Source organism: Microlunatus panaciterrae (assembly GCF_016907535.1).
Classification (GTDB): domain Bacteria; phylum Actinomycetota; class Actinomycetes; order Propionibacteriales; family Propionibacteriaceae; genus Microlunatus; species Microlunatus panaciterrae.
In genome coordinates this window covers 1887593-1905064 of sequence record NZ_JAFBCF010000001.1, presented here as the reverse complement: position 1 = coordinate 1905064, position 17472 = coordinate 1887593, and the positions used below count along the sequence as shown (strand labels likewise).

The 17472-nt window shown below is 69.7% G+C and carries 15 protein-coding genes; 4 read left to right on the top strand and 11 right to left on the bottom strand.

Translation table 11 applies throughout. The annotated features are described in order from the left end of the window. Position 1 precedes the first annotated feature (1 nt). Positions 2-1030, bottom strand: coding sequence for a cytochrome d ubiquinol oxidase subunit II (cydB, locus tag JOE57_RS08655; RefSeq protein WP_204917310.1), 1029 nt, complete (start codon positions 1028-1030; stop codon positions 2-4). A gap of 30 nt (positions 1031-1060) precedes the next feature. Then, positions 1061-2476 (bottom strand): cytochrome ubiquinol oxidase subunit I, encoded by a 1416-nt coding sequence (locus tag JOE57_RS08650; RefSeq protein WP_204917309.1) that lies wholly within the window; start codon positions 2474-2476, stop codon positions 1061-1063. Between the two features lie 119 nt (positions 2477-2595). Between JOE57_RS08650 and JOE57_RS08645 the strand changes: the two genes are divergently transcribed. Continuing rightward, positions 2596-2985 carry a BlaI/MecI/CopY family transcriptional regulator gene (locus tag JOE57_RS08645; RefSeq protein WP_204917308.1) on the top strand — a complete coding sequence of 130 codons (390 nt, stop codon included), beginning with the start codon at positions 2596-2598 and terminating at the stop codon, positions 2983-2985. Continuing rightward, the gene (locus tag JOE57_RS08640) at positions 2985-3851 is read left to right on the top strand and encodes a M56 family metallopeptidase (protein WP_204917307.1); all 867 of its coding nucleotides are present in this window, start codon (positions 2985-2987) and stop codon (positions 3849-3851) included. Before JOE57_RS08645 ends, JOE57_RS08640 begins: the two co-directional genes overlap by 1 nt. Here the strand turns inward: JOE57_RS08640 and JOE57_RS08635 are convergent. Beyond that, positions 3791-5098, bottom strand: a complete 1308-nt coding sequence (locus JOE57_RS08635; protein ID WP_204917306.1) for an MFS transporter — start codon at positions 5096-5098, stop codon at positions 3791-3793. The two genes, JOE57_RS08640 and JOE57_RS08635, sit on opposite strands and share 61 nt — an antisense overlap. Further along, positions 5095-5700, bottom strand: a complete 606-nt coding sequence (locus JOE57_RS08630) for a helix-turn-helix domain-containing protein (protein ID WP_204917305.1) — start codon at positions 5698-5700, stop codon at positions 5095-5097. The genes JOE57_RS08635 and JOE57_RS08630 overlap by 4 nt, the downstream gene beginning before the upstream one ends. Positions 5701-5901: 201 nt before the next feature. Between JOE57_RS08630 and JOE57_RS08625 the strand changes: the two genes are divergently transcribed. Further along, positions 5902-7266 carry a hypothetical protein gene (locus JOE57_RS08625; protein WP_204917304.1) on the top strand — a complete coding sequence of 455 codons (1365 nt, stop codon included), beginning with the start codon at positions 5902-5904 and terminating at the stop codon, positions 7264-7266. A gap of 166 nt (positions 7267-7432) precedes the next feature. On the opposite strand, the gene JOE57_RS08620 is transcribed toward JOE57_RS08625, so the two are convergent. The 6 genes from JOE57_RS08620 to JOE57_RS08595 all read right to left on the bottom strand — a co-directional run bounded on the left by JOE57_RS08620 (position 7433) and on the right by JOE57_RS08595 (position 15461). Continuing rightward, positions 7433-9406 (bottom strand): elongation factor G, encoded by a 1974-nt coding sequence (locus tag JOE57_RS08620; RefSeq protein WP_239578894.1) that lies wholly within the window; start codon positions 9404-9406, stop codon positions 7433-7435. Between the two features lie 133 nt (positions 9407-9539). Next, entirely contained in the window at positions 9540-10922 is a 1383-nt protein-coding gene (locus JOE57_RS08615) for an NAD(P)(+) transhydrogenase (Re/Si-specific) subunit beta (protein ID WP_204917303.1), read from the bottom strand. Next, a complete protein-coding gene (locus tag JOE57_RS08610) occupies positions 10919-11263 on the bottom strand; it encodes an NAD(P) transhydrogenase subunit alpha part 2 (protein WP_204917302.1) in 345 nt (114 codons plus the stop codon). The genes JOE57_RS08615 and JOE57_RS08610 overlap by 4 nt, the downstream gene beginning before the upstream one ends. Beyond that, positions 11256-12395 carry a Rossmann-fold NAD(P)-binding domain-containing protein gene (locus JOE57_RS08605; RefSeq protein WP_204917301.1) on the bottom strand — a complete coding sequence of 380 codons (1140 nt, stop codon included), beginning with the start codon at positions 12393-12395 and terminating at the stop codon, positions 11256-11258. The genes JOE57_RS08610 and JOE57_RS08605 overlap by 8 nt, the downstream gene beginning before the upstream one ends. A gap of 56 nt (positions 12396-12451) precedes the next feature. After that, positions 12452-13732 carry an MFS transporter gene (locus tag JOE57_RS08600; protein ID WP_338041224.1) on the bottom strand — a complete coding sequence of 427 codons (1281 nt, stop codon included), beginning with the start codon at positions 13730-13732 and terminating at the stop codon, positions 12452-12454. Positions 13733-13922: 190 nt separating this feature from the next. Next, a complete protein-coding gene (locus JOE57_RS08595) occupies positions 13923-15461 on the bottom strand; it encodes an alpha-N-arabinofuranosidase (protein ID WP_204917300.1) in 1539 nt (512 codons plus the stop codon). Between the two features lie 209 nt (positions 15462-15670). On the opposite strand from JOE57_RS08595, the gene JOE57_RS08590 reads away from it, so the two are divergent. After that, on the top strand, positions 15671-15934 hold the full coding sequence (locus JOE57_RS08590; RefSeq protein ID WP_204917299.1) for a 2TM domain-containing protein: 264 nt from the start codon (positions 15671-15673) through the stop codon (positions 15932-15934). Between the two features lie 94 nt (positions 15935-16028). Here JOE57_RS08590 and JOE57_RS08585 read toward each other — a convergent pair whose 3' ends face one another. Continuing rightward, positions 16029-17360: an alpha-L-fucosidase gene (locus JOE57_RS08585; RefSeq protein ID WP_204917298.1), complete on the bottom strand. Its 1332-nt coding sequence runs from the start codon at positions 17358-17360 to the stop codon at positions 16029-16031. Between the last annotated feature and the right edge of the window lie 112 nt (positions 17361-17472).

Sequence of the window (17472 nt, the reverse complement as noted above, 5' to 3'; positions counted from 1 at the left end):
GCTACCGACCGGCGGTCTCGGCCGGAACCGCCGGCTCCACCGGAATGGCGGCCACGCTGATCCGCTTCCGGAACGTCCAGTAGGTCCAGGCCTGATAGACCAGCACCACCGGGGTGCCGACAGCGGCCGCCCAGGTCATGATCCTCAGGGTGTACGGGGTGGAGGCGGCGTTCGTCGTGGTCAGGTTCCACGCCGGGTCGAGCGAGCTGGGCATGACGTCGGGGAACAGGCTGACGAAGGCCGCCACGAACAGCAGCGCGATGGTGGCCGCGCTGCCGATGAAGGCCCAGCCCTCCCGGCCGAGCCGGTTCGCCACCAGCGCGCCGACCAGGGACATGGCTGCGAGAGCGCTGACCAGCCAGCTCACCGGCGTGCCCTCCGTCAGGTTGAGCCAGACGGCCAGCGCGACGGTGACCGCCGCGGCGGCCAGCCCGATCCGGGCGGCGAACCGGTTGGCCCGATGCCGGATCTCGCCGTCGGTCTTGAGCGCGACGAAGACGGCACCGTGGGTGAGGAACAGGGTGCAGGTGGCCACCCCGGCGAGCAGGGCGAACGGGTTGAGCAGGTTGACGAAGCCTCCGACGTACTCACCGTCGGCGTTGATCGGCACGCCGCGCAGGATGTTGCCGAAGGCCACCCCCCAGAGCAGGGCCGGGACGGCCGAGCCGATGATGATGCAGGCGTCCCAGCGGGCCTTCCACCGCGCCTCCGGCCGCTTTCCGCGGTACTCGAAGGCCACCCCGCGGATGATCAACGCCACCAGAATCAGCAGCAACGGGAGGTAGAAGCCGCTGAACAGGGTGGCGTACCACTCGGGGAAGGCGGCGAAGGTGGCGCCGCCGGCCACCAGCACCCAGACCTCGTTGCCGTCCCAGACCGGACCGATGGTGTTGATCAACACCCGGCGTTCCCGGTCGTCGCGGCCGAGCAGCCCGACCAGCATGCCGACGCCGAAGTCGAAGCCCTCGAGGACGAAATAGCCGATCCACAGGAAGGCGATGACGATGAACCAGACCGTGGTCAGTTCCATGACAGGGGTGTCCTCTCCGGGTGTTGGGGGTCAGTAGGCGAAGCTGAGGGGGACGTCGTCAGCCGGCTCGGTCTCCACCGCCGCGACCTCGGGCAGGCCCTGTCTGATGTAGGTGATGAGCAGGCGCACCTCGACCACGGCAAGCACGCCGTAGAGCGCGGTGAAGGTGATCATGGACGTCAGCACCTCGGCCACGGTGGTGCCGGGGGAGACCCCGGCCGCCGTCGACAGCAGCCCGAACACCAGCCAGGGCTGGCGCCCGGTCTCGGTGAAGATCCAGCCGAACGAGTTGGCGAGCAGCGGCAGGAACGGCAGCACCAGCACCAACGGCAACCAGAGCCGCCCACTGGGCAGTCGACCTCGCCGGATCTTCCAGAGCAGGAAGGCACCGGCCGCCATCGCGGCGAAGCCCAGCCCCATCATGATCCGGAACGTCCAGTAGCTGAGCGGGATGTTCGGGCTGTAGCTGCCCGGTCCGTACGTCTTCTCATAGGACTGCTGTAGCGCGTTGATGCCCTTGATCTCGCTCTGCGGGTCGCCGGTACCGAGGAAGGACAGCAGGTAGGGCACCTTGATCGACCAGACCTCGCGGCTGCCGTCCAGGCTGCCGATGGTGATGATCGAGAACGCGGCCGGCTGCTCGGTCTCGTAGAGCGCCTCGGCTGCGGCCATCTTCATCGGCTGCACGGTGGTCATCACCTTGCCTTGGAGGTCTCCGGTGACCAGTACGCCCAGTCCGGAGACGAGCAGGGTGACGGCACCGACCTTGAGTGCCGTACGGAACGCCGCCGTGGGCTCCGAAGCGGGCGTCGCGGACCGCAGCCGGTGCAGATGCCATCCGGCGATCGCGGCCATGAACGCGCCGCCGACCATGTAGCAGGCGAAGATCTGGTGCGGGAAGGTGACCAGCACGACAGGGTTGGTCAGCACCGCGACGAAGTCGGTGAGCTCGGCCCGGCCGCGGGCCTCGTTGAGGGTGAACCCGACCGGGTGCTGCATCCAGGAGTTGGCGGCGAGGATGAAGAAGGCGCTCAGCAGCGTCCCGACCGAGACGATCCAGATGCAGGCCAGGTGCACCCGCCTGGGCAGCCGGTCCCAGCCGAAGATCCACAGACCCAGGAAGGTGGACTCGAGGAAGAAGGCGAGCAGTCCCTCCAGCGCCAGCGGAGCGCCGAAGATGTCACCGACGAAGCGGGAGTACTCGCTCCAGTTCATCCCGAACTGGAACTCCTGCACGATGCCGGTGACGACGCCCATCGCGAAGTTGATCAGGAAGAGCTTGCCGAAGAACCTGGTCAGCCTCAGGTAGCGCTCCGAGCCGGTGCGGACCCAGGCTGTCTGTAGCCCGGCGACCAGACCGGACAGGCCGATGGTGATCGGGACGAAGAAGAAGTGGTAGACGGTGGTGATCGCGAACTGCCAGCGCGCCAGGGATTCGGCACTCATCACATCGACCTCTCGGCGGAAGACACTGCGGACACGCACACCTTACTACTACGCAGCGTCGTACTAGCGACGGTAGTAGGTCCTGCCGATCCGGGACCTTCGGCCCGTAAACTGGTCCGGTGAACACGTTGGGCGATCTGGAGCGCGCGGTGATGGAACGGCTGTGGAGCCGGCCGGAGCCGCAGTCGGTGCGGGAGGTGCAGGCCGGGCTGACGACCGAGCGGGATCTGGCCTACACCACGGTGATGACGGTGCTGGACCGGCTGGCGAAGAAGAAGCTGGCCACCCGGCGCCGCGACGGCCGGGCCTACCGCTACTCCGCGGCCCGGTCCCGCGAGCAGCTGGTCGCCGAGGTCATGCACACCGCCCTGGACGGCTCCAGGGCCGACCGGACCGCAGCGCTGGTGGAGTTCGTCGGCCGGGTCAGCCCGGACGAGGCCGCCGCACTGCGGGCCGCACTGTCCCGGCTCGACGCGACCTCGGCCGACGAGGTCCATCTCGCCGGCTGATGAGCGGAGTGGCGCTGGCGCTGGTCGGCCTGATCCTGGTCGGACCGGGCCCGTTGTGGGTGGTGAGGTGGAGGTTTCTGCACCGGGTGCCGCGCGCGGCGGTGGTGCTCTGGCAGGCCGGCAGCCTCGCTGCGCTGCTCTCGGTGACCGGTGCCGGTCTGCTGATCGGGATGGGGCTGCTGGAGGCGACACTGCCGCCGGTCGGCGTGGTCGCCGTCCAGGTCGCCCTGCTGGCCTTCGTGCTGCTGGTGGTGGTCCGGTTGCTGTGGTCACTGCTCGCGGTGGCCCGGCGCACGGCGCTACGGCGGCGCAGACATCGTCACGCCGTCGACCTGCTCGGTCAGGTCGACCCGTCTGCTCCGCTGCCCGGCGTGCGGGTGCTGGCGGAGACGCTGCCGTTGGCCTACTGCCTGCCCGGCGTCACCGGGTCACGGGTGGTGCTGAGTGAGGGCACGCTGGCCACCCTGACAGCCGAGGAGCTGAGGGCGGTGCTGGCGCACGAGCAGGCCCATCTGCGTGCTCGCCACGATGTGGTGCTGGACACCTTCGACGCCCTGCACCGCGCCTTCCCGATCGCCGTGCGCAGCGAGATCCCGCATCAGCAGTGCCGACTGCTGGTGGAGATGCTGGCCGACGACGTGGCGAGGAAACGGGTCGGGCCGGGTCCGCTGGCGCGGGCTCTGGTGGCGATGGCCGGGGCACCGGTGCCACGGGCAGCTCTCGGGGTCGGCCAGTTCGGCACGCTGGAGCGGGTCGAACGACTGGTCGCGCCGCCGGACCACTCCCGCCCGCTCGCCGGCGTCGTCTATGCGCTGGCTCTGGGTCTGCTCGCGCTGCCACCGGCGGTGCTGGCGCTGACGTCCTGATCAGCCGGCGCTGCGGGTGCGGGGCCTGGCGGGTCGAACAGGTGCGCCGACAACAGCCCGGGGATCATGGTGGCCAGCAGGTAGCCGCCGGCAAGCAGCAGGAAGGTCGGGCTCAGCCCGACCAGCGCGATCAGCCCGGCGCCGACCAGGCCGCCGAACGGCATCCCGGCCCAGGCGGTCGCGTCGCTCAGTCCCGAGACCCGGCCGAGCAGCGGCCGGGGGATCCGCTCGTAGAAGATCGCACCGAGCAGCGGGTTGAGGAACCCGGAGGCGAACCCGGCCACACAGTAGACCAGGGCAATGGACCAGACCGGCCATCCCAACCCCAGCACCACGAATGGAGCCGGTCCGGCGATGAGGAAGCAGCCGAAGTAGGTCAGCCGGCGCGGCAGCCGAGGTCCGAGCCAGCTGGCCAGCAGGGAGCTGACCATCGAGAAACCTGCCATGCAGGTGAGCATCAGGCTGATCGACCCGACACCGTGGCCGCCCCGCTGCGCCCAGACCGGCAGCAGCACGGTGGTCTTGGCCACGTCGATCAGGTTGGTCACCGCGATCATCAGCACCAACATCAGCAGCAGTCGGTCGCCGAGCAGGAAGGAGAACCCCGCGCGCAGCCGGGCCAGGTAGCCGCCGGCGGTCTCGGGACACTCCGTGCCGGGCCCGGAGCGGTCGAAGGACGTAGGAAGGAAGACCGCGACGACCATCGCCGACAGCGCGAAGCAGCCGGCCGTGACCGCAATCGCGCCGGGAGCGTCGACCAGCGCGATCATCGCCGCAGCCACGCCCGGCGCGACCAACCCGGAGCCACGCTCGATCGCACCGAACAGCCCGGTGACCCGCTCCAGGGGCACCCCGGCGACCTCGGCCACCAGCGGCACCGAGGTGTGCTTGGCGTTGTCGCCCGGACCCCGCAGGCCCCCGCCGACGGCGACCAGGGCCAGCAGCACCGGGAAGCTCAGCAGCCCCAGCAGGTGCAGGGCGGGGACGGCCCCGATCACCAGGGCGCTGGCCAGGTCGGCGCCGAGACTGACCTTGCGCTGGCCGATCCGGTCCACCACCGGGCCGCCCAACGCCTTGACCAGGACATAGGGCAGCAGCTCGAAGGCGGCCACCAGCCCGGTCGCAGTGGCCGAGCCGGTGCCGGTGAGGACGAACCAGGGGATCGCGATCGCCGACACCCGGGTGCCGATGTTGGCGATGGCGCTGACCACCAGCAGGGCGATGAGCGGGCGCCGGTCGTCGGTCATGACGGGTCGACCGGCTGCAGGAAGGTCTGGAACTGGACGGCGACTACGGCCGTGCCGGCCGGTGCCGGCTCATCCGGCCGGTGCGGTCGGTAGCCGTCCACCACCGCCTGCAGGTCGCGACCCAGCTGCTTCGCCTCGGTCGGGGTGAGGGCGAGCAGCGAGTCCGCGACGCTGAACACCGATCGCCACTCGGGCGGCCAGCTCCGCCACTGACGGGAGGCGGCGAGAACCCGCCGGGCCGCCTCGGCGGCGATCTGGTCGGTGAACCAGCGGGCGATCTCGGCGTCGGCGGGCTGCTGGCTGAGCTCGTCGTACTCGGAGCGCTGGTGCCGGGCCCGCCACCAGCGTTCGCGCCCGTTGCCGTGGCCGGTGTCCTCGGTGATGAACCCGTACCTCTCGAGCTGGCGGAGGTGATAGGAGACGGCGCCGCTGGTGGTCTGCAGCTGGGCGGCCAGCGAGGTCGCGGTGGCTCGACCGCCGGTACGGAGCAGCCCGAGCAGCTTGACCCGCAACGGGTGGGTGAGCCCGCGCAGGTTGGTGCTGCTGATGGTGATCTGTTCGTCCTCGGTAAGGCGATCCTGCGGGCCGACGGAGTCTGACACCCTCTCAGGGTAGAACTGCAAAGAATCCTTTGCAAAGTGTTCTTTGCGGATTTGGCTGGATTGGGGCGCCAATGGGAGTGTCACGATCCGGCAACGGTGCCCTTAGGGCGGAACAGGGGCGGGCCAACCCGCCGTTGACACCCCGGAGCGCTCCACCTACCCTCGACGGGAGCGCTCCCACGACGCAACCGAGGAGGCACGATGATTCAGCCGAACACCGGCCGCCCGGAATCGGGAGTGAGCCGCCGAGCGCTGCTCGGTGGTGGGGCTGCTGCTGCCGTCGCGCTGCCGCTGACCGCCCTTGGTGCCGTCCCGGCGCAGGCCGACGGACGCCCGCGCCGCGGGCGCGACAGCTCGGTCCGCGACGCCACCCGGTTTCTGCAGCAGGTGACCGACGCCTACCGCGGCAGCGGTCCGCGACTGGCACAGAGCTATCAGGACGCCTCCGGGCTGACCGATATCGCCTTCGTCTACGACAACGCCGTGACAGCGATCGCGCTGCTGGCCCTCGGTGACGACCGGCGGGCGCGGGCGATCGGTGACGCGCTGCTCTACGCCCAGGCCCACGACCCTGAGTTCAGCGACCACCGGCTGCGGCAGGCGTATCACGCCGATGGCTTCACCGACGCTGGCGGGATGGCCGTCTCCGGCTCCCAGTACGGCCTGGTCGGGACCGCCGTCGGCGACATGGCCTGGAGCGGCATCGCGCTGGCGCAGCTGGCGCGCAAGACCCGGGACAACCGCTACGCGCAGGGAGCGCTCTGGATCGGCCAGTGGATCTATGACAACGCCTACGCCGAGTCCGGCCTGGGCGGCTACACGTTCGGCACCACGGCCGGACTGGCCGAGCACCGGTCCACCGAGCACAACATCGACACCTACGCCTTTTTCCGGCTACTGGCGAGCCTCACCGGCGACCGGCGCTGGCAGGACCGGGCGGCTCATGCCTGGTCGTTCGTCACCGCGATGTGGAACCCGGAGGCGGAGTTCTTCTGGACCGGCTCAGACGACGGCGTCACCATCAACAGGGCCGCCGCCCAGCTGCCGGAGGACGTGCAGACCTGGTCCTGGTTGGCCGCCGGCGACAAGCGCTACGCAGCGGCGCTGGACTGGGCCGCCGGCAACCTCGCCACCACCGACACCCCGCTGCGGACCAACTCGGCGCTGACCGGCAACTACTCGGTCAGCGGCATCGGTTTCGGCAGCGGCTCGTTGCTGACCGACCCGACCAGGAACATCGGCGGCCAGTCCTACAACCCCAGACCCGACGTCGCCGCGGTCTGGTTCGAGGGCACGGCGCACCTGGCCCTGGCGCTGGCGCAGCGGAAGGGAGCCGGCGACGCGGCTGCCGCCGACTCGTTGCTGCACCAGCTGCGCTCCGCCCAGGACCGGCTCGGTGCCGGCCAGAAGTTCGGCGGCACCGCGGCCGTGCCCGGCGGCCTGGTGGCCGCCTCCAGTCCCCTCGACACCGGTTTCGGCTTCGGCTACTACCCGAACCTGCACACGGCAGCGACCTCCTGGTACCTGCTGGCCGCCATCGGCGCCAACCCGTACCGCTACCTCTGAGCGGCGTCCGGAGCCGTGTCGGGAGCCGTGTCAGTTTCCCAAGTCGGCATGGGAATCCGTCACTCAGCCAGGGGAATTTGTCCCGTCATGTGACAGGATCCCTGGCTCCGTGGCGGCCACCGCGTCCGAATGACGCGGGCCATGGTGCGCGAGGCGCTGGGCGAGCTCAGATGCGGCGGAGGACGTGCAGCAGGTACTCCTTGCGGTTGAGCGGGTTGTGGTCGAACCGCGGGCGTACGGGAGCCGGGCCGAAACCGGGCTCGTAGCGGTCGAAGGCGACCTCGAGCACGCCCTCGCCATGGGTCCGTCCGTGCAGCTGCTGCTGCAGGCGGTGCACCTCGGCGGCGGGGATGTCGCCGGTGACAGCGCACCAGCCGGCTGCCAGGGACGGCGCCTGCGGGACCGCCCGGTGCTGCGCCAGTAGCCGGAGGACGGCCGACAGGGTGTCCGCCGGCGCATCGATGCGGAACCGGTGGATCGGCTCGCACACCACCGTGCCCGCCTGCGCCAGCGCGGCCATCGTCACCAGCGGGGTGAGCCGGCGATAGTCGGCTGCCGTGGTGGATGGGGACTGGTAGCCGCAGTCGGTCAAGGTGACCAGGCAGTCGTTGACCCTCCACCCCGACAGCCCCTGCTGCAAGGTCGTACGCAGATGGTCGGTCATCGCCTGGCAGAACGCCTCGACGTTCTTGTAGACGTAGAGCGGCAGGGCACCCACATCGACGCCCAGGCGGAACTGCAGGCCACTGTCGAGTTCGCCCGGCTCGATCTGCAGCCCGACTGTCGCGACGAACGGGTTCGACGGGTCGCCGAGCTGCTCGACGGCCCGTCCGGTGCCGACCACCCGCTCGATGCAGAGAGTGGTCGTCTCGCGGAAGTCGATCGCCACGCCGAACTCGACGGAGAGGGTGTGCTCGATGACCTCCTTCTGCACCTCGCCGTACAGGGAGACGAACAGTTCCTGGCGCCGATCGTCCTGTCGCAGGTTGATCAGCGGATCCTGCTCCGCGAGCTGGCTGAGTGCGGCATGCAGGAGCGCCTTCTGGGACGGGTCACGTGCGACGACAGCGGTCTCCAGGCCGGGCGGGGCGAACACGGACCCGACCTGGTGGTCCACCGAGGAGCCGAACCGGTCACCTACGCGGACCTCGCGCAGACCGGACAGCTGGGCGATCTGGCCGGCCGCGACGCAGGCCCGGTCGACGGCACCGCCGTGCTCGAAGACCCTGATCCCGGTAACGGTCTCCGCTCGGCCCGACCCCAGCTGCAGCCGTTCGCGCAGGCGGAGAGTCCCGGCACGCATCCGCACATAGCTGAGCCGCTCACCGGCCGGTCCACGTTCGACCTTGAACACCGAGCCCGCCACCGGCGCCTCGGGGTCGCCGCCGGCCGTCGGCAGCAGGCTGGTGAGGGCGGCCATCAGGCAAGGGATGCCCGCCCCCGTGATCGCTGAGCCGAAGAACACCGGTTGGACCCGAGCAGCGGCCGTCTGCGTCGCCAGCCTGCACCGCAGGTGCGCCGGTGAGGCGGCGCCAGCCCGGCCGTCGACGATCGCGCTGAGCAGATCCTCGTCGTGCTCGACCAGCCGGTCGACCAGTGCGTCGACGAAGCCCGGCTCGTCACCTTCGTACGGTACGAAGGACGCGGCCCGGCTGCCCTCGTCGCGAGTGGCTCCCATGACGACCGCATCGGAGGTCAGGCGCTCGCGGATCCTGACCAGCACCCGGTCCGGGTCGGCGCCCGAGCGGTCGATCTTGTTGACGAAGATCAGGGTCGGGACGCGCAGCCGACGCAGCGCCCGCATTAAGACGACGGTCTGCGGCTGGACGCCTTCGACGGCGGAGACGACCAGCACGGCCCCATCGAGCACGGCCAACGTCCGGTCGACCTCGGCGATGAAGTCGGGGTGCCCGGGAGTGTCGATCAGGTTGACGGTGACACCGTCAACCCGGAACGCCACCACGGCGGCCCGGATGGTGATGCCCCGCTGGCGCTCGAGGGCCAGCGAGTCGGTCTGCGTGGTGCCCTGATCGACGCTGCCGATGGCGTCGATGACTCCGGCCGCGTACAGCAGCCGTTCGGTCAGGGTGGTCTTACCGGCGTCTACATGCGCCAGAATGCCCAGGTTCAGCTGCGTCAAGTCGTCGGTCCTCTGAGTGGAGGGATGCTTCTTCGAGGGACTTGAAGATTCGACGCATGGGAACCCCTTCAGGTCGGGCGGAACCCCAGAACAGCAGAGATGCCCGATCTCTGCAATTGGTTTTCGGCGCTGGTCAGAGTGCCTTGACCGCGGCCAGCAGCTTGGCCAGGGTGTCCTTGGCGTCGCCGAACAGCAGCGTGGTGGTCGGTTCGAACAGGAGCTCGTTCTCGATCCCGGCGAAGCCGGGCCGCATCGACCTCTTCAGGAAGACCACCTGCTTGGCCTCGTTCGCCTTCAGGATCGGCATCCCGTAGATGGGGGCGCTGGGGGTGGTCTCGGCCGCCGGGTTCACCACGTCGTTGGCGCCGACCACCAGCACCACGTCGGTCTGCTTGAACTCCGGGTTGATCTCGTCCATCTCCTTCAGCTGCTCGTAGGGCACCTGGGCCTCGGCCAGCAGCACGTTCATGTGTCCCGGCATCCGACCGGCGACCGGATGGATGGCGTAGTCCACCTTGGTGCCCCGCTCCAGCAGTACGTCGACCAGCTGCTTCAGCGTGTGCTGGGCCTGGGCCACGGCCAGCCCGTAGCCGGGCACGATGATCACCCGCTCGGCGTAGCCGAGCAGGATCGCCACATCGGCGGGACCGGCGGAGCGGACCGGGCGGTCGCTCGCCACGCCACCGCCGAGGGTGGAGCCGCCACGCAACGACCCGAACAGGATGTTGAACAACGACCGCCCCATCGCCGCGGCCATCAGCCGGGTCAGCAGGGTGCCGGCTGCGCCGACCAGCGTACCGGCCACCAGCAGCAGCACGTTCTGCAGCACATAGCCGCTGGCGGCCACCGCGAGCCCGGTGAAGGCGTTCAGCAGCGAGATGACGATCGGTACGTCAGCGCCGCCCACCGGCAGCACCAGCAGCACGCCGAGCACGAGACCCAGCACGGCGAGCACGATGCCCAGCCAGAGTGTGGCGACCGGCACCAGCAGCACCGCCGCGGCCAGCGTCGCCAGCAAGGCCGCGCCGTAGGCGAGCGGATAGCCGGGGAAGACCACCGGGCGGCTGGTCATCAGCTCCTGCAGCTTGAGGAAGGTCACCACCGAACCGGCGAAGCTGATCGTGCCGATCATGATCGTGAAGGAGGTCGCAGCCAGCTCGACCGGTCCGGGCGATCCGGCCGCGATGATCTTGTTCAACTCGACCAGGGCCACGATGGCGGCGGCGCCACCGCCGACGCCGTTGAAGAGCGCCACCAGCTGAGGCATCTGGGTCATCTGCACCCGGTACGCGCCGACGGCGCCGATAACGGTGCCGACCGCCACCGCGACCAGGATCGGCAGCAGATGATCAATCTCGGCAGCGAAGAAGACCGTCACACAGGCGAGCACCGCACCGGCCGCCCCGATCAGGTTGCCACGCCGGGCAGCTTTGGGTGAGGACAGTCCCTTCAGGGCGACGATGAAGCAGACCGCAGCCACCAGGTAGGACAGCTGAGCCCAGACCGGAGTCGTCATCGGGGCAGCTCCCGGGTGTCGCCGCCGGGCAGGCCGGGTCGTTGGTCGACCTTGGCGATCCGCCGCCGGCCGCTGAACATCTGCAGCATCCGGTCGGTCACCACGAAGCCGCCGACCATGTTGATCGAGGCCAGCACCACCGCGAGCAGGGCCACCACCAGCACCGGGGTGGTGTCGGCCGATCCGGCCACCAGCACCGCACCGAGCAGGATCACTCCGTGGATGGCGTTGGCCCCACTCATCAACGGCGTGTGCAAGGTCGAGGACACCTTGGCGATCACCTCGTTGCCGACGAAGATCGCCAGGATGAAGACGGTCAACCAGACCAGCGGCTCACTCATGACTGGCGTCCTCCAACTGGGCGATCAGGGTCAGGGTCGGCTGGTGCCGGACCTCTCCGGCATGCGTGATGCACATGGACGCGACGATCTCGTCGCTGAAGTCGGGGGCGAAGCCGCGCTCACCGGTCATCAACATGATCACGTTGACGACGTTCTGCGCGTACAGCCGACTGGCCGGACCAGGCATCTGGCTGGGCACCCCGGCGCCGCCCCAGACCTGCGCACCACCGATCTGCACCACACCTCCGGGCACCGACCCCTCGACGTTGCCTCCCGAGTCAGCGGCAAGATCAACAACGACGGACCCGAGCTGCATCTGCTCGACCATGGCGGCGGTCACCAGCAGTGGCGCCTGTCGACCGGGCACCGCGGCGGTGGTGATCAGAGCGTCGGCGGCGGCGATGTACGGGGTGAGCAGCTCCCGCTGCTGCAGGGCGCGCTCCTCGGTCATCTCACGGGCGTACCCACCCGCCCCCTCCAGCGGTGGCAGCCCGAGCTCGATCGCGACCCCCCCCATCGAGCGGATCTCCTCGGCGGCCGCGGTACGCACGTCGTAGCCCTTCACCACGGCGCCGAGCCGGCGGCAGGTGGCGATCGCCTGCAGGCCGGCGACCCCGGCTCCCAGCACCACCACCTGGGCCGGTGGCACGGTGCCGGCTGCGGTCATGCTGAGACCGAAGAACTTCCGGAGCCGTCCCGCCGCGACGATGGCCGCTCGATAGCCGGCCACCAGCGCCTGTGAGCTGAGGGCATCCATCGTCTGGGCCCGGGAGATCCGCGGCACCGACTCCATCGCGAAACTGGTCAGCTGCAGCTCGCGGCGGATCACGACCTCGGTCAGCCGCTGGGTGGCAGGGAAGAACGACACCGTGGCGGCGCCGGCGGTCAGCTGACCCAGCCGGTCCGGGTCGAGTGGCTGCACACTGATCACCAGGCCGGCCGAGGACAACGCGTCCTCGGTCACCAGCGCACCGGCGGCCGTGTACTCCTCGTCGCTGATCATGGCGCCACGACCGGCCCCAGGCTGAACCGCGACCTCGTAACCAGCCGTGATCAACTTCGGCACCAGCTCGGGGACCAATGCCACCCGGGCCTCACCTGTCTGGTTCTCCCTTGCGACCGCGATCAGCACAGCAGCAACCTAGCCCACCGACCGCCTCCCGGGGGCGGTCCGGATGGGGTTGCTGCTCAAACGCGCTCCGCGTCCCGCACCGGATCCGGGCGCAGCAGCAGCGTGGTGATGAGCAGGCAGCCGGCCAGCACGGCGGCGCCGACACAGAGCCAGCCGTACCCCCAGCCGCCGACGACCAGGCCGGCCAGCGCACCGCCCACCGCCGCGGCCAGTCCCATGGTCAGATCGCCGGCACCCTGGACGCCCGGTCGTTCGGACACCGGTACAGCGGCGGACAGCAGGGTGGAGCCGGCGACCATCGTGCAGGACCAGCCGACCCCGAGCAGGAACAGCCCGAGCATCAGCCCCATGGACCACCCCTCGGCGGCGCGCCCCGCCAGGAACGTCGCTCCGCCGAACAGCAGCACCCCGGCCAGGATGACCGGTCGGGCGCCGACCCGGTCCACCAGTGCACCGGTGAGCGGTGAGAACGCGTACATGCCGAGGATGTGCACACTGATGACGAAACCGACGAGCTGCAACTCGGCGCCGCCGTCGTGCATGTGCAGCGGGGTCATCACCATCACGGCGACCATCACGGTGTGCCCGATGGCGACGGCGATGACCCCGAGCAACGCGGCCGGCCGGTGGACGATCACCCTGAAGCCGCGCAGCACCGACCCATGCGAGCGGGTGTCCTCGCCGGCATCGGCGGCCACCTGCCGAGCCAGTACCAGCGGGTCCGGGCGCAGCAGCAGCAGGAGCAGGCCGCCGGCCAGCAGGAAGCCGACCAGGCTGAACAGGAACGGGCCGACCAGCCGCGGCAGCCCGAGTACACCGGCGAGGTCGCCGGCGACGCCGATCAGGTTAGGTCCGAGAACGGCCCCCACGGTCGTGGCCCAGACCACCAGGGCCAACGACCTGCCGCGATGCTGCGGGGTGGCCAGATCGGTTGCGGCGTAGCGGGCCTGGTTGTTGGACGCGGTGGCGGCGCCGAACAGAGCGGCCGCGAGCAGCAGCAGCGGGAAGGAGGACCAGACGCCGGCGAGCACGGCCAACGCGGCCCCGGCGGCGCCGGTCAGGTACCCCGCCAGCAGGCCCGCCCGACGGCCGTAGCCGGCCATCAGCCGAGCCATCGGCACCGCGAGGATCGCTCCGCCGAGGACCTGAGCGGTGCTGGCGAGGCCGGCCAGTCCGGCCGAACCCAGCATCTCCTCGGCCAGGATGGCGGCGACCGCGATGCCGCTGGCCACCCCGATCCCGCCCAGCATCTGGCTGCCGACCAGCGTCCGGACGGTCCGGCGCTGGACCATCTCCACCGCCACTGTCGCTCTGGGTTCGGTCCCCGTCTCAGTCACGGTCCAAGTATGCCGACCGGGGCCGGGGTCCGCCGCCTCCCCAGTCGGGTTCGCGCCGCCTGTCAGTTTCCCCAGTCGGGTCCGGGCCGGCCTGTCGGTTTCCCAAGTCGACTTGGGAAACTGTCACGAAGCCAGGGCAATCTCCCTAGCCAAGTGACAGTTTCCCGTGCTTTGTAGGGTCAGAGTACGGTCAGAGCCGGCCGATCAGGCGGCTGACACTGGCCGGGGGCAGCGTGATCCGGGTCAGGGGGCCGGTCTCGGTGATCTCCATCGAGGCCCCGGGCTGGACCGTGTCCGGTGCGTCGAAGGTGTTGTGATCATGGATGTCGTCGGCGTTCAGGGTGGTCAGCGACGCAGCCTTCAGGCCGCCGCCGCGCAGCTCGATCTCGACCTCGGCCGGCTGGCGCGGGTCGGCGTTGACCATCGTCAGGCAGAGCTGGTCCTGCTTGACCGAGGCCGAGCCGGAAACGGCCCTGAGCTCGGCCCTGCGGTTGTCGGTGAAGCACCGCCTGGCCGCCTCGGCGGCCCCTTCGCCGGTGCTGATCACGTCCGAGGTGTTGACCAGTCGCACCGCCTGGCCGCCGCGGTGCTCGGCGTACAGCGAGAAGACATGGAACGTGGGTGTGGTGATGCACCGGGTCTCGTCCACCAGCAGCAGCGACTGCAGCACGTTGATGAGCTGGGCGATGTTGGCCATCACCAGCTTGTCCGCCTGGTTGTGGAAGATGTCCAGGCTCAGACCGGCCACGCAGGCATCCCGCATCGTGTTCTGCTGGTAGAGCCCCCGCGCCGGCTTGCCCTCCTCGACCGGGTGCCAGGTGCCCCACTCGTCCAGGATCAGCCCGATCCGGCGGTCGGGGTCGAAGGTGTCCATGATCGCCCGGTGACCGGTGATGATGCCCTCGATGCCGACCGCCTTGGTCAACAGCTCCAGCCACTGTGCGTCGGTGAACTCGGTCGCGGTGCCGGCGGTACCGCAGTAGTAGTGCGCCGCGAAGTTCTGCACCCGCCCGACCCGACTGCCCAGGCTGCCGCGGCTGAGCTGGTCGAAGAAGCGCTGGGTCCAGGCCCAGTCCGGACCGTTGGGTCCGCAGGCGACGGCGTTGACCGGCGTCTCGCCGAAGTCGAAGGCGAAGGTTCGGTATCGGGCGTACTCCTCGGCATAGTGCTCCGGCGTCATCTGGCCGCCGCAGCCCCAGTTCTCGTTGCCGATCCCCCACCACTCGACCCCGAACGGTTCCTCGGCCCCGTTGTCGCGCCGCTCGTTGGACAAGGTGGTGCCGGCGGGGTGGTTGCAGTATTCGATCCAGTCCCGCATCTCGGCGGCGCTGCCGGAGCCGAGGTTGCTGGCGAAGTACGGGGTCGCACCGAGGGCCCGGGCGAAGGCCATGAACTCATGGGTGCCGAAGTCGTTGGGTTCCGGAGCCATGTCCCAGTGCGTGTTCAGGCGGTCGGGCCGCTGGTCGCGCGGGCCGATGCCGTCCCGCCAGTGGTAGTCGTCGGCGAAGCAGCCGCCCGGCCAGCGCAGCACCGGAACGCCGAGCGGCCGCAGCGCCTCGACGACATCGGTGCGGATCCCGTCCACGTTCGGCACCGGACTCTGCGGCCCGACCCAGATGCCCGGATACACCAGCTCACCCAGGTGTTCGGCGAAGTGACCGTGCAGCGCGGGCGCGATGGTCGCGATCGGCTCGGCCAGCAGGACGGACAGGCGCGCGGTGGAAGTCATGCAGTCGGTTCCTCACGGTGGGATGGGGGGATGTTCACGTTCACCCATCATTGCTGGGGCCTTTCCCGGTTGGGAAGCCCCGGTCCCATCTCTCAGACCGGCGTACGCGGTGACTTTCGTCCCCCGGTCGGGAGGGCTTGCGCCCCTTCCGGACCGGCGGCAGGCCGACGAGGGTGGGACTGAGGGAACCGACCTCGGAGGAGGACGACATGACACAGGTGGAGGTCTCGCAGTACGACCAGGCACGCAAACGGGCCGAGAAGAAGCGCAAGTTCCGCGGCGACGTGGTCGTCTACGCCGTCATCAACAGCTTCCTGGTCATCATCTGGGCACTGTCGGGCTTCGGGTACTTCTGGCCGGCTTGGGTGATGGCAGGCTGGGGCGTCTTCGTCGCCCTCGCCGGCTGGGACATCTACTTCCGCCGCGAGATCACCGAGGAAGACATCCAGAAGGAGATGGGCAAGTACCGCTAGGGCGTTGGGCCTTCGACAGGCTCAGGGCGCGTGATGGCCCTTCGACAGGCTCAGGGCGCGTGCTGGCCCTTCGATGGGCTCAGGGCGCTTCGCCTCAGGAGATCCGCAGGATTGCGGGGCCCTGACGATCCGCGTCCAGCAGTACGGTCGCCGTGCCGTCTGAGACGCTCACGTCCTTGACGCCCGCGACGGGCTCCAGCCGTGCGTCGCCGGCCAGCCGGACCAGGGCGCGGTCGCCCTGCTCGGAGTCGACGAAGACGTGACCGGCTGAGTCCGAGCCCATCGACCGGACCCAGCTGTCGTCGTCTCCCGCCGTCACCCGGTCTCCCAGGGACGGCGCCATCTCGGCCAGGATCGGCTTGGCCACCCGCATCCACTCGCCCAGGTCGCGCAGCGCCTTCTCCTGCAGCTCGGGCAGCGTGCCGTCGGCCCGAGGTCCGACGTTGAGCAGGAAGTGCCCACCCCGGGACACCACGTCGGTCAGGTGCCGGGCGATCTGCGCCCCGGTCATGTACTGCTCCGGCCCCTCGACCTGGTTGTAGCCGAACGAGTAGCCGATGCCGCGGCAGTTCTCCCACACCGCAGTGGTCTCATTCTCGCCGCCGTGCTCGTACTCGCTGGTGGTGTAGTCGCGGTGGGTGTCGCCCCACCGGTCGTTGACCAGGCCCTCGGGGTTGTCGGCATAGAAGTAGTTGAAGAGGGAGCCCAGGCCGTCGGGCCCGAAGTGGAAGGTCTCGTCGGGCCAGCCGATGTCATTCCACAGGATGTCGGGGTGGTACCGGTCGATCAGGTCGCGGACGTGGCGCGCCGCATAGCTGCCGTACTCGGCATCCTTGGGCCGCAGGTCCCCACCGACGCTGCCCATGGTGACGTGCACCCCCAGCGGCCGGTAGTGCCAGTCGAGACCGCCGGAGTAATAGAGGCCAAGCCGGAGCCCCCGGTCGCGTACCGCAGTACTGATCGCCTCGATCAGGTCGCGTCGAGGCCCGCGGTGCACCGTGTTCCGGGTGCCCGTCTCCGGGGCGTCCCAGAGGGTGATGCCGTCATGGTGCTTGGTCGTCGGGACCACGTAGTCGGCGCCGGCCGCGGCGAACAGGTCAGCCCAGGCGGTCGGGTCGAAGTGCTCCGCCTGCCAGGCGTCGAGCAGCTCGTCGTAGGGCGCGCCGCCGAACTCGGCCTGGTGGTGCTGCTGGGCCGGGCTGCCGTCGATCCTGATGGTGTTGTGGTACCACTCGGCGTACGGGTTGTGGGTGAACCAGTACCGATCGTCCTCGATCGTGCCGAGCGCACCGATCGGCTCCGCCCAGGCGGGCACCGAGTAGGCGCCCCAGTGGATGAAGATCCCGAACGGGCTCCGCTGGAACCAGTCAGGGGTCGGCCTGCTGTTCAGCTCTTCCCACGATCCGGCGACGTCGCCAGTGCTCATGCACGTTCTCCTTCGGTCGGGCCGAGTCGCGGGGCGCGCACGCCTACCCCCGGCCAATCATCAGATGATTACGTGAAGGAGTGGTCCCGGTCAAGTGCGCCGTCCCAGCCGG

Bases quoted from the DNA above. Each gene is read 5' to 3' on its own strand.
- JOE57_RS08650 (WP_204917309.1), bottom strand. From the start codon at position 2,476: ATGAGTGCCGAATCCCTGGCGCGCTGGCAGTTCGCGATCACCACCGTC.
- JOE57_RS08635 (WP_204917306.1), bottom strand. From the start codon at position 5,098: ATGACCGACGACCGGCGCCCGCTCATCGCCCTGCTGGTGGTCAGCGCC.
- JOE57_RS08640 (WP_204917307.1), top strand. From the start codon at position 2,985: ATGAGCGGAGTGGCGCTGGCGCTGGTCGGCCTGATCCTGGTCGGACCG.
- JOE57_RS08610 (WP_204917302.1), bottom strand. From the start codon at position 11,263: ATGAGTGAGCCGCTGGTCTGGTTGACCGTCTTCATCCTGGCGATCTTC.
- JOE57_RS08585 (WP_204917298.1), bottom strand. From the start codon at position 17,360: ATGAGCACTGGCGACGTCGCCGGATCGTGGGAAGAGCTGAACAGCAGG.
- JOE57_RS08590 (WP_204917299.1), top strand. From the start codon at position 15,671: ATGACACAGGTGGAGGTCTCGCAGTACGACCAGGCACGCAAACGGGCC.
- JOE57_RS08615 (WP_204917303.1), bottom strand. From the start codon at position 10,922: ATGACGACTCCGGTCTGGGCTCAGCTGTCCTACCTGGTGGCTGCGGTC.
- JOE57_RS08595 (WP_204917300.1), bottom strand. From the start codon at position 15,461: ATGACTTCCACCGCGCGCCTGTCCGTCCTGCTGGCCGAGCCGATCGCG.
- JOE57_RS08625 (WP_204917304.1), top strand. From the start codon at position 5,902: ATGATTCAGCCGAACACCGGCCGCCCGGAATCGGGAGTGAGCCGCCGA.
- cydB (WP_204917310.1), bottom strand. From the start codon at position 1,030: ATGGAACTGACCACGGTCTGGTTCATCGTCATCGCCTTCCTGTGGATC.